Origin of the sequence: Enterococcus sp. DIV1537a (assembly GCF_051712085.1) — a bacterium.
Classification (GTDB): Bacteria; Bacillota; Bacilli; order Lactobacillales; family Enterococcaceae; genus Enterococcus; species Enterococcus faecalis.
Window position 1 is genome coordinate 1742051 of sequence record NZ_JBIOOE010000001.1, and the last position, 15852, is coordinate 1757902.

At 35.7% G+C, this 15852-nt stretch carries 17 protein-coding genes, 1 tRNA gene and 1 other RNA gene; 5 read left to right on the forward strand and 14 right to left on the reverse strand.

Features of this window, described 5'->3' with window-relative positions; genetic code table 11:
* Positions 1–12: 12 nt before the first annotated feature.
* The 5 genes from IGJ41_RS08625 to IGJ41_RS08645 form a co-directional block, all read right to left on the reverse strand.
* Entirely contained in the window at positions 13–2226 is a 2214-nt protein-coding gene (locus IGJ41_RS08625; RefSeq protein ID WP_002357079.1) for a RelA/SpoT family protein, read from the reverse strand.
* 214 nt (positions 2227–2440) lie between these two features.
* Positions 2441–3193: a 16S rRNA (uracil(1498)-N(3))-methyltransferase gene (locus IGJ41_RS08630; RefSeq protein ID WP_438714261.1), complete on the reverse strand. Its 753-nt coding sequence runs from the start codon at positions 3191–3193 to the stop codon at positions 2441–2443.
* Between the two features lies 1 nt (position 3194).
* Complete coding sequence (gene prmA, locus IGJ41_RS08635; protein WP_002357075.1) at positions 3195–4142, reverse strand: 50S ribosomal protein L11 methyltransferase; 948 nt, start codon at positions 4140–4142, stop codon at positions 3195–3197.
* A 15-nt stretch (positions 4143–4157) separates the two neighbouring features.
* Entirely contained in the window at positions 4158–4643 is a 486-nt protein-coding gene (locus IGJ41_RS08640; protein WP_002388170.1) for a DUF3013 family protein, read from the reverse strand.
* On the reverse strand, positions 4600–5277 hold the full coding sequence (locus IGJ41_RS08645; protein WP_071981481.1) for a DNA-3-methyladenine glycosylase: 678 nt from the start codon (positions 5275–5277) through the stop codon (positions 4600–4602). The genes IGJ41_RS08640 and IGJ41_RS08645 overlap by 44 nt, the downstream gene beginning before the upstream one ends.
* 128 nt (positions 5278–5405) lie before the next feature.
* Between IGJ41_RS08645 and IGJ41_RS08650 the strand changes: the two genes are divergently transcribed.
* The 5 genes from IGJ41_RS08650 (at position 5406) to tnpA (ending at position 8594) form a co-directional block, all read left to right on the forward strand.
* Positions 5406–6683 (forward strand): replication-associated recombination protein A, encoded by a 1278-nt coding sequence (locus IGJ41_RS08650; RefSeq protein WP_002360030.1) that lies wholly within the window; start codon positions 5406–5408, stop codon positions 6681–6683.
* A 72-nt stretch (positions 6684–6755) separates the two neighbouring features.
* A non-coding RNA gene (gene ssrS / locus IGJ41_RS08655) (6S RNA) lies at positions 6756–6949 on the forward strand.
* Positions 6950–6956: 7 nt separating this feature from the next.
* Positions 6957–7277, forward strand: a complete 321-nt coding sequence (locus IGJ41_RS08660) for a hypothetical protein (protein ID WP_438714264.1) — start codon at positions 6957–6959, stop codon at positions 7275–7277.
* A gap of 177 nt (positions 7278–7454) precedes the next feature.
* The gene (locus tag IGJ41_RS08665; RefSeq protein WP_071981482.1) at positions 7455–7928 is read left to right on the forward strand and encodes a universal stress protein; all 474 of its coding nucleotides are present in this window, start codon (positions 7455–7457) and stop codon (positions 7926–7928) included.
* A 210-nt stretch (positions 7929–8138) separates the two neighbouring features.
* On the forward strand, positions 8139–8594 hold the full coding sequence (tnpA, locus tag IGJ41_RS08670; RefSeq protein WP_002411089.1) for an IS200/IS605 family transposase: 456 nt from the start codon (positions 8139–8141) through the stop codon (positions 8592–8594).
* Between the two features lie 178 nt (positions 8595–8772).
* Here the strand turns inward: tnpA and IGJ41_RS08675 are convergent, their stop codons facing one another.
* The 9 genes from IGJ41_RS08675 to IGJ41_RS08715 all read right to left on the reverse strand — a co-directional run bounded on the left by IGJ41_RS08675 (position 8773) and on the right by IGJ41_RS08715 (position 15225).
* Positions 8773–9960 (reverse strand): acetate/propionate family kinase, encoded by a 1188-nt coding sequence (locus tag IGJ41_RS08675; protein ID WP_002357064.1) that lies wholly within the window; start codon positions 9958–9960, stop codon positions 8773–8775.
* Positions 9961–9984: 24 nt separating this feature from the next.
* On the reverse strand, positions 9985–10992 hold the full coding sequence (locus IGJ41_RS08680) for a class I SAM-dependent methyltransferase (RefSeq protein WP_438714266.1): 1008 nt from the start codon (positions 10990–10992) through the stop codon (positions 9985–9987).
* A gap of 128 nt (positions 10993–11120) precedes the next feature.
* Positions 11121–11474, reverse strand: a complete 354-nt coding sequence (gene comGG, locus IGJ41_RS08685; protein ID WP_078127058.1) for a competence type IV pilus minor pilin ComGG — start codon at positions 11472–11474, stop codon at positions 11121–11123.
* Positions 11474–11908, reverse strand: a complete 435-nt coding sequence (gene comGF / locus IGJ41_RS08690) for a competence type IV pilus minor pilin ComGF (protein WP_002357060.1) — start codon at positions 11906–11908, stop codon at positions 11474–11476. The genes comGG and comGF overlap by 1 nt, the downstream gene beginning before the upstream one ends.
* A complete protein-coding gene (locus IGJ41_RS08695; protein ID WP_438714269.1) occupies positions 11898–12299 on the reverse strand; it encodes a type II secretion system protein in 402 nt (133 codons plus the stop codon). Before IGJ41_RS08695 ends, comGF begins: the two co-directional genes overlap by 11 nt.
* A 724-nt stretch (positions 12300–13023) precedes the next feature.
* On the reverse strand, positions 13024–13965 hold the full coding sequence (hemH, locus tag IGJ41_RS08700) for a ferrochelatase (RefSeq protein WP_002357056.1): 942 nt from the start codon (positions 13963–13965) through the stop codon (positions 13024–13026).
* Between the two features lie 29 nt (positions 13966–13994).
* A tRNA-Ile gene (locus tag IGJ41_RS08705) sits at positions 13995–14068 on the reverse strand.
* A 612-nt stretch (positions 14069–14680) separates the two neighbouring features.
* A complete protein-coding gene (locus IGJ41_RS08710) occupies positions 14681–14953 on the reverse strand; it encodes a hypothetical protein (protein ID WP_002378444.1) in 273 nt (90 codons plus the stop codon).
* A gap of 71 nt (positions 14954–15024) precedes the next feature.
* Positions 15025–15225: a cold-shock protein gene (locus IGJ41_RS08715; RefSeq protein WP_002357053.1), complete on the reverse strand. Its 201-nt coding sequence runs from the start codon at positions 15223–15225 to the stop codon at positions 15025–15027.
* Positions 15226–15852: the final 627 nt, after the last annotated feature.

The window sequence follows — 15852 nt, forward strand, 5'->3', positions numbered from 1 at the left end:
TCACTTTTACACTTACCCATTAGTTCGACGAACACTATAAACATCTGGTACACTTTTAATTTTGTCAACGATGGTTTTTAAATGAGAAAGGTTTTGAATTTTTACAGTGACATGAATCTGGGCCATCTTATCTTTGGATGGACGAGCTTCAACACCGACTAAATTTTTTGTCATCGAACTAATGACTTGTAAAACATCACTTAGTAAGCCACTACGATCATAGCCGTAAATCTCCAAATCGGCAGCGTATTCTTTGCGACTGTGCTCGGTATCTTCCCACTCAACTTCAATTAGACGTTGTGCTAGTTCTTCTTGATGTTGTACGTTAGGACAGTCCGCACGATGAATTGAAACGCCACGTCCTTTGGTAATGTAACCAACGATTTCATCACCAGGCACTGGATTACAACAGCGGCTTAAACGAATCAATAGGTTGTCCACCCCTTGAATCACGATGCCGCCTTCATGACGAACTTTCATTTTTTCTGATTCTTTTTTAGCTGGCTGATTTAACAACTCTTCTGCTTCTTGACGTTGACGTTCCAACTCTTGTTCGCGGCGTTCTTTTTCTGTTAAACGATTGCACACTACTTGCGCACTTACTTCGCCATAACCTACTGCCGCAAATAAATCATCTTCCGTTTGAAATTTAAATTTATCTAGCACTTCCGCCATTTTATTCTTCGTTAAAAATTCTTTCGGTGTAAAGCCGATTTCTGTCATGTATTTAATGACAGCATCATGCCCTTTAATAATGTTATCTTCACGGTCTTGTTCTTTAAAGAAACGTTTGATTTTATTTTTGGCTTTACTTGTTTTAACCATTTTCAGCCAGTCGCGACTAGGTCCGAAAGAATTCGGTGATGTTAGGACTTCAATAATATCCCCATTTTTTAGGACATAGTCTAACTGTACCATTTTGCCGTTGACTTTCGCACCGGTTGTTTTATTCCCAATTTCAGTATGGATACTGTAAGCAAAATCTAGTGGTCCGGAGCCTTTTGGCAGTTCGGTTACATCTCCACTTGGCGTAAAGACATAGACTTTGTCGCTAAAAATGTCTTCTTTCACACCTTGCATAAATTCAGAAGCATCATAGCTTTCATCTTGTAATTCAATAATTTCATGGAACCAATCGACTTGCTTCGTCAGTTCATCTGTTTCAATTTTTTCCGCTTTGCCTTCTTTATAGGCCCAGTGAGCCGCCACCCCAAATTCGGCGATTTGGTGCATCTCATGGGTCCGAATTTGGACCTCTACTGGATTCCCTTTTGGCCCAATAACTGTCGTATGGATAGACTGATACATATTCGCTTTTGGCATAGCAATATAATCTTTAAAGCGACCTGGCATTGGTGTCCAACGTGTATGAATCGCCCCTAACACGGCATAGCAATCTTTAATGGAATCGACAATAACACGAATGGCTAATAAGTCATAGATTTCATTAAATTGTTTCTTTTGGTCCTTCATTTTACGATAGATTGAATAAATATGTTTTGGTCGACCATATATTTCTGCGTAAATTTCTAAATCTTCCGTAGCTAAACGAATATCTTCGACTGCTTCTGCCACATAAGCTTCACGTTCATCGCGTTTGCTTTGCATCAAATTAACAATTCGATAGTATTGGTTGGGGTTAATATAACGTAAGGCAGTATCTTCTAATTCCCATTTAATTCGACTAATCCCTAAGCGATGTGCTAAAGGCGCATAAATTTCTAAAGTTTCTTGTGCAATCCGTCGTTGCTTATCTTCACGTAAATGTTTTAATGTGCGCATATTGTGCAAACGATCGGCTAGTTTCACCATAATAACCCGTAAATCTTGCGCCATTGCCAATAACATTTTCCGATGATTTTCAGCTAATTGTTCTTCATGAGATTTATATTTAATTTTTCCTAGTTTCGTCACGCCATCGACTAACATTGCGATGTCTTCGCCAAATTCTTCTTTTAAATCGTCCAGTGTTACGTCCGTATCTTCGACAACATCATGTAAAAATCCTGTTGCTACAGTATGGGGATCCATATGTAATTCAGCCAGAATGCCTGCCACTTGAATCGGATGGATGATGTAAGGTTCACCTGATTGTCGGACTTGACCTTCGTGTGCTTTTTCAGCATAAGTTAATGCTTTTTGAACCAACTCAACATGTTCTGGTCCCATATAGGTACTTACAATTTTGATGACAGCTGGGCCTGTCAGTATTTCTTCTTTTGGCATGGTATTCACTCCTCTATGAAGGTGACCTTTGGATAAAGAACACTTCGTTCACGTATTATCTATTTTAATAAAAAAGAAAAGTACCACTTGAAACAGTAGCACTTTCAACAACTCTATTATACTAAATTTCCCTTAAATTTCAATCACTGTCGCTTTTTTACTCTCTCTTTATTCAAAGAGAATGCCTACAAGAATTTTACAGGCGGGCTTTCGTTTAATTTAAAAGTTCCATTTGGTAGCTAACTGCACTTAAAAGATACAATGGTGCTGTTTCTGCTCGTAAAATTCTCGGACCCAACCCGCAAAGTTTCGCCCCAGCCTGCAGAAATTGTTCAATTTCTTGCGGTGCAAAGCCACCTTCAGGTCCAAAGAGCACACACAAACGTGCGCCTGACTGGCAAGTGGATAATACTTGTGCTAATTGACTTTTTTCTCCTTGTTTTGCTGATTCTTCATACGCAACCAAGACTGTGTCATATGAGTCAAATTGCGCAATGATTTCTTGTGTTTTATCCACCAAAGAAACATTTGGTGTCTGCTGCCGATGCGATTGCTCCGCCGCTTCTGTGGCAATTTTTTGTAATCTTTTTTCTTTGGCTGCTCTTTTTTTGTGGTCCCATTTGACAACAGAAGTTTTCGCAGGAAAGCCGATAAACTGATTGCCACCTAGCTCCGTGCCTTTTTGAACAATCCATTCTAACTTGTCCCCTTTTGGTAACCCACACGCAATCGTCACTTCAATTGGCAATTCTTTGTCCATTTCTTCTTTACTAATTTCTTTAAAGTAAACAGACGTTGGATCAATTTCCACAATCTCAGCTAAAATGGCAGTTTTATTTTGAAATACTAAATAACAACGATCATTCGGCGTCATTCGCATAACTCGCACAATATGATGATAGTTTTCATCTGCGACTTTATACAAATCTTTTTCTTGATAATCTTCTTTCATGAAATACCGTTGCATTTTACTCTTCCTCTGGTTTCTTCAAGATAATCGCATACCAATCGCCTTGATTAAAGAGTTGGTCCACCACAAACCCGACTTTCGTTAGTGCTTCTAAAACCATTGCTTTTTTATCTTCAATAATTCCAGAAATAATGAAGGTACCGTCTTGTTTTAGCAAACGCCAAGCATCTTCAATCATTAACACAATAATATCTGCCAAAATATTTGCGACGATTACATCAGCAGAATGGTCAATCCCTTTTAGTAAATCATTGGCTGACACATGAACATCGGCCGCAATGGGATTTAAATCCATATTTTCTTTTGCCGCTGCAACTGCTACTTCATCTAAATCATATGCGTAGACGTCTTTAGCCCCTAAATAGCGACTTGCAATACTCAAAACACCAGAACCCGTTCCTACATCTAGAACTGTTTCGCCACCACGTAAAACAGTTTCTAAAGCTTGCAAGGTTAAACGAGTCGTTGGATGCGTGCCTGTACCGAAAGCCATGCCCGGATCCAATGTAATAATTTTTTCTGCTTCATCTTGTGCGTGATAGGCTTCCCAACTTGGCACAATCGTTAAGAATCGTGTGACACGGACAGGATGATAGTATTTTTTCCAAGCAGTTGCCCAGTCGCTTTCTGCTACTTCACTAATTGTCATTTCGTTTTTACCAATGGATAAGCCGTACTCAGGCAAGCGTAAAATATTTTCTTTCATAAATGGTAAAATTTCTGGTAAGAAGGTTGTTTCAGGAAAATAAGCCATCACAATCGCCCCTTCTTTAATGTGGGTGAATTGCTCTTTATCTAAAATTTCCCCATACAGATCACTTTCAAAATTTTCAATGTCCAACGCATCTTCAATGGCCACGCCACTTGCGCCAGCTTCCATCATAATGTTTGAAATTGCTTCAACTGCTTCGCTAGCCGTTTCTACTTTTACTTCTGTCCACTTCATGTTCTCACCTCTAAATTAATAACTTGGATACGCAATCCATTGTTCTTTTTCTGTTTCTGCCACTTTTTTAATCATCGCTTCAAAATCTGCTGGCTCCCAATGCAATTCAAAAACTTCCGCTGTTTCATCTGATAAAAAGTCTAACAAATCACTTTGCCCTTCATCTAAAACCACTTTTAAATAGTGAATGAATCCGTCTAAAACTGCTTTGCGTAGCCCTTTTTTTCCTTCATAAGGAATTGTGACTAAATACTCTTCGTCATCAACGACAGACTTTTGCGGATTGTAAAATAACAAACCATCTTCAAATTCAATGAATTCTTCTTCTGAAAGTGTACCATCAACATCATCAATCGCCACTTGCTCATTGTTTTCTGCATATAAACGAACAATGACTTCGATGGTATGGTTTTTGCGATCCCAATCAAGGCCTACTTCGTAATCTCCTAAGTGTTTTTCAAGTTGTTCCTCTAAGTATGTGAGCATTGTTGCTTTTTTCATTTTCTTCATCCTTCCAGCCAAAATCTATTTGGTCTACTGCTGTTCTTTTTTGTTTAGAAATATATGGATTGCCAGCCACGACGTATCTTAAAGGCAACTCTGTCCAACGACCTTTATTGGGAATTCCAATTCGTGGTAGTGCCTCAATTTTTTTCGGGAATTTTCGTTTTTCTGGCACGAGCCGTAACGAACTAGAAAAAATCGACTGCCCATATAATTGCTTATCAATTCCTAAGGCTGCAACTAATTTACCTGGTCCATTAGTCAATTCCACGCTTTGACGTCCTTGGCGATTTTCAATCATTTTGTCGACACCTTCAACAGGTTCAATCGCGCGGATCATCACCCCTTGTGGTTTGCCTTGTTCTTGTGTCACCATATTTAAAATTAAATGCGTGTGCATAGTATATAAATAAATCGTGCCTGGTTTGTCATACATGGCTTGTAAGCGTGGCGTTTTTCTCAAGCCAAAGCTATGGGCCGCCTCATCATCAGGACCTAAATAAGCTTCTGCATCCACAATGTACCCACCTAAAACGCCTGTTGCTGTTTCGTGCTCTAAATACATCCCTAACAAGTATTGTGCCACTTCTTCAGTTGTTTTTGTGTTAAAGATATTTATCGTTTCTTTCATTTCTTTCACCACTCCCTATCATACACGAAACCTTCCGCTATATCCATCTAAAACCCAAAAAACCACCAAAAAGCGAATGTACGTTCTTTATGTTATAATAAGATGATTATGAAAAAGGAGGTCCTTTTATGCAACAACCTTTAGCCTATCGAATGAGACCTCGTCACTTAGACGAAGTGGTTGGTCAACAACATTTAGTCGGCCCTGGTAAAATTATTCGTCGGATGGTCGAAGCCAAAATGCTTTCATCGATGATTCTTTATGGGCCGCCTGGCACTGGAAAAACCAGTATTGCCAGCGCAATCGCTGGTTCAACAAATTATGCCTTTCGCATGTTGAACGCGGCCACAGACACCAAAAAAGATTTACAAATCGTTGCTGAAGAAGCCAAAATGAGTGGCACAGTGATTTTACTGCTTGATGAAATTCACCGATTAGATAAAACAAAACAAGATTTTTTGCTCCCTCATTTAGAAAACGGACGAATTATTATGATTGGAGCCACTACCGAAAATCCATATATTACAATTAATCCTGCGATTCGTAGTCGCACGCAAATTTTTGAAGTAAAGCCCTTAACAGAAACAGACATTCAGCAAGCGATTCAAGAAGCCTTAACCGATAGCACACGTGGCTTAGGCGATTATCCCGTCCACTTAGAAGAAAAAGCATTACAACATTTGACACGCGCAACGAACGGTGACTTACGTAGTGCGCTAAATGGACTAGAATTAGCTGTTAAATCAACACCAAAAAATGAACAAGGCGAAATTAAGATCACCTTACCGATTATTGAAGAGTGCGTGCAAAGAAAAGCCTTAACCCATGATAAAGATGGCGATGCCCATTATGATGTAATTTCCGCTTTCCAAAAGTCGATCCGAGGAAGCGATGTAGATGCTGCACTTCATTATTTGGGTCGCTTAGTTGAAGCAGGTGATTTACCGATTATTTGTCGTCGTTTAATGGTCATTGCTTACGAGGATATCGGTCTTGGGAATCCTGCGGCCGCCGCTCGGACAGTCACCGCTGTTCAAGCCGCCGAAAAGCTAGGGTTTCCAGAAGCTAGGATTCCTCTAGCTAGTGTCGTCATTGATTTATGTTTATCCCCAAAATCAAATTCTGCAGTCACAGCGATTGATGCTGCTTTGGCAGATATTCGACAAGGCTCTGTGGGAGACGTTCCTGATCATTTGCGTGATGCCCACTATGCTGGAGCCAAAGAATTAAACCGTGGTATTGGTTATCAATACCCACATAATTTTGAAAACGGTTGGGTCAATCAGCAATACTTACCTGACAAATTAAAAGAGGCACGTTATTACGAGCCGATTGATATTGGTAAATATGAACAAGCCTTACATCAGCAACTCAAGCGTATCCAAGAATGGAAACAGAAAAAATAACAAAATAATACGCTTTCAAAAAAAGAAACAATCTCGTTGCCGATTTTGAGAGAGTATGCTATTATAAAGATGGTAAATCTGTGATGTACGCGTTGTCCTTTCACTGTGTTGACCGAACATTTTTATTGATATCTAGGGATCCTGCTTGTATCAAAGTTGGTAACATGCCTTTTCTTTTGGTAGTTCAATACTGCGATCGAGGAACCCACCTGCTTATCTTGCGGGTTCAATACTCTAGGACGATTACCGGCATCGACGGATTTTACCATTTTTATGAAGATTTCTAAACAATTTGCTCTGGCAAGTTGTTTTTTTTTGGAGGACAAGATGATTCGTATACTCGTACTATTACTCGCCGTTGTCACAGGCGTAGCCAGTTATTATTTGATGAAGAAAAGTGCAGCTTTTTTACCACTCTTAAAAAAAGAAAGTCAACAGTTTATCGAACGTTTTGGGCGTTATTACTTGATTATCGCCATTCTAGGTGTTCTAGCGGCTATTTTTAATCGCCCGTTATTGTCAATTGGTTTTATCTTTTTTGTTTTATTACTTTCGACGTTGTTTAGTTTAACTTTTGCAAAAAAAATGTCATAAAAGACGATGATTTTAAAACTTCGTTCAAAAAGATTTTTTTGAACGAAGTTTTTTTTACAAAAAAATGGTAATATTCAGAAAAAAAGAAGCGGTTTCAGTTTCTTTTTTTCTTTGTTTGTTTTACAATTATTATAGAAACAATTAATGATTTTTTTTACGCTGAAAGGAGCGGTTATTATGTTACAACAATATCAAAAAATTATGATAGCAATCGATGGTTCTGACGAAGCAGACTTAGCCTTTAAAAAAGCGGTCAACGTCGCTAAACGAAACGATGCTGAATTACTATTAGCACATGTTGTTGATACGCGCTCTTTCCAATCAGTGTCCTCTTTTGATGGTGCGCTAGCAGAAGAAGCAATGTCAATGGCAAAAGAAACCTTAGACACCTACCAACAACAAGCGATGGATATGGGACAAACAAAAGTCTCTAGCGTTCTAGCCTATGGTTCTCCTAAGAACATTATTGCCAAAGAATTACCAAAAGAATACAACATTGATTTAATTATGTTAGGAGCAACTGGATTAAATGCCGTTGAGCGTTTATTTATTGGCTCTGTCTCTGAATCAGTTATCCGTAACGCTAGTTGCGATGTTCTCGTTGTACGGACGGATTTAGACAACAAATTACCAAAAAATGAAGAAAAATAAAAAATAAAAAGAAACTGAGCCAACTATCACTTTTGATAGTTGGCTCAGTTTTTTCTTATTAATGACTTTAGTCAGTCGAAATCTCTAAAGAGATTTCGACAAAAAAACCACGCGTACTGCGCGTGGAGGCCAGAGCTTTAGCGATAAAAACTCCTTTCGATATAATAGATAAAGGCTACCAACCGTTATCAAATCGAAAGGAGTTTTTGAATGTCGAACGACGATAAAAGTTTAGCACATACTCGTTGGAATTGTAAGTATCATCTTGTGTTTACACCAAAATATAGAAGAAAAGTAATCTATGGTCAATTGAGGCGAGATATAGGGAAAATACTAAGGAAATTGTGTGAGATGAAAGAAGTCGAAATCATTGAAGCGCATGCAATGCCCGACCATATCCATATGTTGGTAAGAATTCCGCCGAAGTTGAGTGTATCAGGTTTTATGGGTTTCTTAAAAGGAAGAAGTGCAGTAATCATTCATGAACGTCATGCGAATTTAAAATACAATTATGGAAATCGATCCTTTTGGTCAAAAGGCTATTATGTGAGCACTGTAGGATTGAACCAAAAAACGATAGCTAAGTATATACGAGAACAAGAAGCAGAAGATCGAGTAAGGGATAGTATAAACAAAAGAGAGTATAAAGATCCATTTAGGAAGTAACAACTAGATAAGAATAGAATGGTAGCGGTTGGCAGTCTCTAAAAAAAGCTCCCTTAAAGGGAGCAGCAGGTAGCGAGCCCTTCTAGGGCTATTAAAAAGCCACCCGCTATGCGGGTGGATATTTACTTACCTATTAAGCACACCTTGTGAGAGCGTCTCACAAGGTGTGTTCGTTTAATTATTTTAGACGTTCTACGTCACGGGCAATCATTAACTCTTCGTCAGTTGGTACTAATAGAAGCTTGATTTTTGAATCATCAGTTGAGATAACTGCTTCTTCACCGTGTACATTATTTTTGTCATCATCGATTTCACAACCAAACCAAGTCATGCCATCAATAATATCTTTACGAACACCAACAGCATTTTCACCGATTCCAGCAGTAAAGACAATCGCATCAACGCCATTCATAACAGTGACATAGCTACCAATGTATTTACGAATACGATCGATAAAAATGTTGTATGCTGTTTGAACTTCAGGTTTATCTAGATTTGATTGAATATCGCGCATGTCGCTTGATAAACCATTTGTTAAACCTAATAAACCAGATTTTTTGTTTAAAATATCAACCATGTCTTGTACATCAGTCAAGCCAAGTTTTGTCATTAAATAAGGCAATAGTGACGCATCAACATCCCCTGAACGAGTCCCCATTGTAACGCCAGCAAGAGGAGTGAAGCCCATTGATGTATCGACTGATTTACCACCATCAACTGCAGTGATTGAAGCACCATTTCCTAAGTGACAAGTGATAATTTTTAAGTCTTCAATTGGACGACCTAGCATTTCTGCAGCACGTTGAGAGACATAACGATGACTTGTTCCATGTGCCCCATATTTACGAGCAGCAAATTTTTCATAGTATTCACGCGGTACACTATATAAATAGTTGTGTTCTGGCATTGTTGTGTGGAACGACGTATCAAAGACTGCCACGCTAATGATTTCTGGTAAGATATGTTTAAATGCTTTAATCCCCATTGCATTCGCTGGGTTGTGTAAAGGTGCTAATTCAGATAAAGCTTCAATTTTTTCTAATACTTCGTCTGTAATAACAACAGAATCTTTAAATTCTTCTCCACCAGCAACTACACGGTGACCAACACCAGTAATTTCATCATAAGAACCTAAAATGTTTAAGTCGATTAATTGGTCTAGTAACATTTTTACTGCCACTTCATGGTTATCAATATCAACAATTACTTCATATTTTTGTCCTTCACCATATTTAATTGTGAAGATAGAATCTTTTAAGCCAATACGTTCAACGATTCCTTTAGCGATCACTTCTTCATTTGGCATTTGGTATAATTGCCATTTTAAACTTGAACTACCTGCATTAATTGCAATTGTTTTAGACATAATTTTCTCCTCTTCGTTACTATTTTATTTTAAATTTGAAGCTTTCCAAGCTTCAAATTGTTTAAAGAACTCCGTTACTTTATTGATATCTTTCAAAGAGGCAAGTTTTGCTAACAAAACTTCCTTCACTTGCTCAGCATCTGCGCCCTTGTTTTGAACAAGCAAGATACTTTTACGTGATTGTTCTGACTTAAACAATTCATCAGGTAACTGTATCATTCCTTGTAAATAGACATTTTTTGTCAACCAATTTTTAAAGAATTCACTTTGCTCAGTCTCTAAAATATTGGTCGGGATTAAGAATAAGCCAAAACCTGCTGGCTTCACGTATTTCATGGCTTGCTCCATTAATAAATGATGCGCATAACTATGGCCTTCCTCAGCAGCAGCAGCAAATCCCTTTGCTCGCTCATCATTTGGATAATAGCCAATCGGCAAGTCACTTAATGCTAAATCAACTGGATCCAATAACAAATCTTGCAATCCGTCTTGATGGAACAACTGAATATTGGCTTGTGACCAAGCATTGTTCACAGAAGATACTGCCAAAAGTGTTTCATCGATATCCACACCATAACCAGAAACTTTGTAACCAGCTGTTTCAAGGTTCAGCAGAACCGTTAACAGTAAATTTCCCATTCCTGAAGCAGGATCTAAAATTTCTAATGGCTCTGATTTATTTGTTAATTGTTCTATTAAATAAACAAACAAAAAGCCAATACCGTCTGGCGTCAATTGATGATTTGCTTGAAGCTGCTCTTTTCTCGTTCCTTTTAACAAAAGTAATTGGGACAAGCGTCGCACATCTTCAGGAGCTAAATCAATTTTTTTAATCGTATGATACAGTGTTTCTAATTGTTTCACTGTCTCTGGATTAGGTACTCCGTCAAGTACTCGTACTTGAAAATCATCTAAAATATTTTCACCATTTTCAATATACGCATCTAAAAAAGAAGTATCCAATGACTGTTGCAATAACTGGATTGCTTGTTCCATTGGCTCGAAAGCCTCTTCAATTTTTTCTGGGAACAAATTAGCACCTCTATTCTATTCAAAATGTAACAACTTCCATACCTGTTTTATTTTAACGAAAAAAGAAAGAATAATCAATGCCTTTACTGTCTTTCTTCTAAAATCTAATAATTTGTAGAAAAACAACGCTATTCCAGTATTGTTTCCGCTTTTTTTTGATGAGAAACTCTCTCTTGATATTGGTATTTTCGACCAGATTTGTTTAATAAAACAGTTATTCTTAATTGTTCACTTTTATATGTATAATCGAGGGTTACTTGCTCGTATACGAGCCTTTCTTCTGTTTTTAACTTTCGTCTATTTTGTTTAATATCTGCAAGAAATAAATGAAGGATACTTTTCCCTGCATAGTACTCCTGGGTAGCTTGCGTAAATTTTTGTGTTAACTGACGTTCTTCTAGTAACTGAAGGGCGAGAAAACTCATCAAATAAACAAAGGCCATGGCCGTGAACAATAAGTTTCCTGAATATTTTTGCCTCATTAAAATTCTCCCTTTATCGGAAAAAAACTATCAAATGTTTTTCCAGAAGTAAAAGTAACTTCCAAAGTAAACGATTGTCCTTCATTTTTAAACTGTCCATTTTTGATACCAATTAACAGCGGTTGATAGCCTTTACCATTGACTCGCTTAATAATTTTATCTTCTTTGATTTGAATTGAAATAGTCTTGTTTGTTTCTGAGTCGAGGAAAGAAATCTCTTGAGCAGAGCCTGTTTGGAAAACAAGCTTTTGACATTCTTTTTCTAATTGAATTAAAAAAATATGCCAGGATTTTGAATCATTGTTTTTCAAATATTGATTTCCGATAAAACTTTGTTGAATCATCAACTGAAACAATTGACACATACAACTTAAAACGACTAGTGCTACTAAACACTCTAACATCGTAAAACCCGCATATTTTTTATTCACCAATCAAAATCGCTCCTCTTGAATCTGTGACTTTTAGTATCCTTCTTCCCTCGTTCTCCATCAAAGAAAATCGGTAAGTTTCTCCTTGATATATCCGCTCTTTGAAACGTAAATCACCCGTCTGCTCTAAAAATAAAATTGCTTCGTATCCCAGACGAGTACGCGTTAATTGTTGCTCCCGTTGATAATTTTGCTGAATTAATTGTGTAATAGTCAGGGAGAATATCCCTGCTACCACACATACAACACTAAAACTAACGAGACTCTCTATTAAAATAAAACCGCTATAAATAGTTAATTTTCTTCGTATATTTGCCACTCCCCATCTGAAATTCCGTAACAATTTAAGGAACAAAAACATCATACAATACGCATTAAATAGCTGTTTTGTCATTTTTGATAATCTAAGATATGTAAATAATACCGCAAATCTGTGGTAAATTTTGTGGTAAAAATACACGTATGAGTATTTGACATTTTATTGAGTTTAGAATACGGCTAACTGAAATAGTTTGCCTACAAGGCGACTACGAAAAAAAGACCTTATTCTTAAAAGAATGGAGGTCTTTTTTGTATTATAATAATAAGCACACCAACTGACTTTTAGGCTTTTGTTTCAATTTTGTAAGTCAATCGTTAGATATATCAATGGATAAGTAGAATATTTCATTCTATTCTCTTTTTGAGGTGAATATAATGAAAAAAATAATTAAACATTTTATGAAACCTGTTGAAATTTTTGAAACATTAGATGATGACATTGGGATGTTTTTAATCATTTCTATTTGCACAGCTCTGATCTTTACTTTCTTTAGTAAATAAAAAATGTGTTAAATAAATTCTCAGATACTTTCCGCAGTATATCAAATTAGGAAGTCAAAAATATCTCAAAAGAATTGACTTTTCATACAACGTATTTTTATGGATCATACAGGACTCGAACTGCAGTGCAAAAAAATCAAGCTTTTTTAAGCGGCTTATTTCCTATGCTGAACTGGAGATAAGCCGTTTAATTTTTGCTTAATTCTACTATATGCTATACCAGTAAATATATTCGTGCAAAACCTGAATAAATTGTTTAATAAATTCAAACTAAAATAAAAAACTGAAACAAATTACTACAAAGAAATAATGTCCTTTACTAATTTTGCAAATTCAATATCCCCATTAAATGGATGAACATATTTGTAGAATTCCCCACCATTTTCTAAAAAATAGTTTCTGTTTTCGTGTTCCAATTCTTCTATTGTTTCTAGACAGTCTACAACAAACCCTGGTGCAACAATTAATATATTTTTAATACCTTTTGATGGTAATTTTTTCAAGGTATCATCAGTTGCTGGTTTTAACCATTCAGATGGCCCAAATTTCGATTGATAGGTTTGATAATAAGGAATATCTCCTAATTTATCCATTATTAATTTTGTTGTTTTAGTACATTCCTCCGGGTAGTTATCCCCATCTTTTACATAAGACATAGGAATTCCGTGGTATGAAAAAACGATAGCATCTATTGGACTTTCATTCAAAGCTTCATTTATTTTTTTTGAAAAGTAACCTATATACTGTGGATTATTGTAAAATGATCGAATAAATTTAATATCCACTATCCTATCACTTTTTATAAAATAATTCATAACGGAATCAAACACTGATCCTACCGTTGTCCCAGAGTATTGCGGATACATTGGTATGACATTGAGTTCTTCAATCTCTTTTGATAATAATGTATCTAGAGCAGTTTCTATACTCGGTTCACTGTATGACATTCCAATTGTAACTTCCACTTCTGGACATATATTTTTCAAATTTTCCATTTGTTTCTCAGTATATTCCAAAAGAGGAAATCCATTTTCAGTACAAATTTTTTGATAGAGTTTTGCTGATTTTTTTGGACGTATATTCAAAATAATACCGTTCAAAATCGGTTTCCAAATTATAGGATGTATTTTTATTACTCTTCTATCTGATAAAAAAGTTTTTAAATACTTCCTTACTTCCGTCTTGGAAGAATCTTTTGGTGTTCCTAAATTCACTAAGAGAATTCCTGTTCTTTTCAAAATAATTCACTACCTGTCTAATTCTATTATCGACCATGATGAATTCGAACCATCGACCGAATGGTCATGAGCCTTTTGCTCTAACCAGCTGAGCTAATGGTCCAAGTAATAACTAGCTTATTGGGGATAAAATAGTTCTTACTGGTTATAGCTTAATATATAATAATTTTACTTTACTGATTTTCAATTTTCAACAAAAAAACGACCGTCTTATTGAGAAAAGGCGGTCTGCGTAAAAAATAAGAGTTTAAATATGTATCAATATTTTACAATATCTATTTTTTTAGTTCAATATTTTTATGTAAAAAGATGCCGCCTCATTGGGGAAAGGCGGCAAGAGGTAGTAATAAAATGAAAAATAAAATTGTTTGGTAAAGATATTTTACCGCTTTCTTTTTTAAATTTCAAGTTTTCATTTTACAAAACAATTGTATTTTATTTATAATTCAAATATACAATTATAAATAAACACCTACTAAACATACACAACTTGGGGAAGTACTGTGCGTCTTCAGTAGGTGTTTTCTATATACACATGATAATTTCGTTTTAACTACTATGATAAATTCGAACAATCAACCGAATGATTACGAACCATTTGCTCTAACTAGCTAACAATTTTTAAATAAAAATAACAGATCCTTTAACACGTAAAGAATCTGTTTAGAAAAAAGAGCATGCCATAAATCCTTGTCTTAAGTTTAACACAAAGACCCTAATCTAAACTAGGGTCTTTTAATTGATACATCGATAATAGTTTCTCATAACTAATTACTGTTTTTTCTTTTTTGTTTTTTGGCTTAGAACTGTCTATAATGTTAATTACTGCTGAATTAATTAATAAAACAGCTATTATACCACTTCTAATTTCTTTTCTGTAAATAAATGATACTTTCTGTCCTTCTTCAAACTGTTTACTTTTATCTGATGGTATAACTTCTTTCCATTTTCCAAATCCCATATGATGATCTCCTTTCGTTTTCAACATTCAGAGCCTATCAATTTAATCTTATAAAAAAAACGTTCCAATTAAATTGGAACGTTTTACCAAAACCTTTATTATGCTTTAAAAATATTAACAGCTTGCATACCGCGCTGTCCTTCTTCAATATCAAAAGTTACTGCTTGTCCTTCTTCTAATGACTTAAAACCATCCGCTTGAATTGCTGAAAAATGAGCAAATACATCATTGCCATCTTCACCTGTAATAAATCCAAAACCTTTGTCTGAGTTAAACCACTTTACTGTACCGTTGTTCATATATGTTTCCTCCTTGTGCATACCCTGTATGCGATTTGTTGCAAAAAATGTTTGATAAGCAAAAGGAGAATTATAGTCTTATGTATAGCGCTCTCGTTACATGTCAAAATTGATTACTTATTTATAATACCATACTACTTCATATAAAGCAAATGAGTGTATTAAAACATGATGGATCAATACTATAAAAAGGTTATAATCCATCTACTCTAGACATGAAATATAAATATAAATATACGATACAAAAAACCCCCTTGCACAATTATGATACAAGGGGCCTGTAGTCTTTTACTACAAGTAATTGCTTTATTATTCTAGCAAATTAGTTTTGTTAATTCAACCAATAAAATTATTCACAACTTATTAACATTATTAACAAAATTGTGTTTGGCTTTAAATTAGAACTGGGATATTAAGGAATATCGCTAAAGTAGCTGTACTACAATTTTCCACTTATTTAAAAGGAAACTGTTCTCAAGTAATAGTAGCTTAGAAATAGGCTAATTCTATTTTTTATTAGGATAAATTCCGTACACATTATCCTTTTCATAAATTCAAGCTTAACCTTGTTATAAAAAAAGAAAATCGGTTATGATTAACAAGTAAAATCTAAAAAAATACCTACCG

What these genes read in the sequence shown, in the direction of transcription:
- IGJ41_RS08625 (WP_002357079.1), bottom strand. Translation starts at nt 2,226, where the DNA reads ATGCCAAAAGAAGAAATACTGACAGGCCCAGCTGTCATCAAAATTGTA.
- IGJ41_RS08630 (WP_438714261.1), bottom strand. Translation starts at nt 3,193, where the DNA reads ATGCAACGGTATTTCATGAAAGAAGATTATCAAGAAAAAGATTTGTAT.
- prmA (WP_002357075.1), bottom strand. Translation starts at nt 4,142, where the DNA reads ATGAAGTGGACAGAAGTAAAAGTAGAAACGGCTAGCGAAGCAGTTGAA.
- IGJ41_RS08640 (WP_002388170.1), bottom strand. Translation starts at nt 4,643, where the DNA reads ATGAAAAAAGCAACAATGCTCACATACTTAGAGGAACAACTTGAAAAA.
- IGJ41_RS08645 (WP_071981481.1), bottom strand. Translation starts at nt 5,277, where the DNA reads ATGAAAGAAACGATAAATATCTTTAACACAAAAACAACTGAAGAAGTG.
- IGJ41_RS08650 (WP_002360030.1), top strand. Translation starts at nt 5,406, where the DNA reads ATGCAACAACCTTTAGCCTATCGAATGAGACCTCGTCACTTAGACGAA.
- IGJ41_RS08660 (WP_438714264.1), top strand. Translation starts at nt 6,957, where the DNA reads ATGAAGATTTCTAAACAATTTGCTCTGGCAAGTTGTTTTTTTTTGGAG.
- IGJ41_RS08665 (WP_071981482.1), top strand. Translation starts at nt 7,455, where the DNA reads ATGTTACAACAATATCAAAAAATTATGATAGCAATCGATGGTTCTGAC.
- tnpA (WP_002411089.1), top strand. Translation starts at nt 8,139, where the DNA reads ATGTCGAACGACGATAAAAGTTTAGCACATACTCGTTGGAATTGTAAG.
- IGJ41_RS08675 (WP_002357064.1), bottom strand. Translation starts at nt 9,960, where the DNA reads ATGTCTAAAACAATTGCAATTAATGCAGGTAGTTCAAGTTTAAAATGG.
- comGG (WP_078127058.1), bottom strand. Translation starts at nt 11,474, where the DNA reads ATGAGGCAAAAATATTCAGGAAACTTATTGTTCACGGCCATGGCCTTT.
- IGJ41_RS08695 (WP_438714269.1), bottom strand. Translation starts at nt 12,299, where the DNA reads ATGACAAAACAGCTATTTAATGCGTATTGTATGATGTTTTTGTTCCTT.
- IGJ41_RS08710 (WP_002378444.1), bottom strand. Translation starts at nt 14,953, where the DNA reads ATGTTGAAAACGAAAGGAGATCATCATATGGGATTTGGAAAATGGAAA.
- IGJ41_RS08715 (WP_002357053.1), bottom strand. Translation starts at nt 15,225, where the DNA reads ATGAACAACGGTACAGTAAAGTGGTTTAACTCAGACAAAGGTTTTGGA.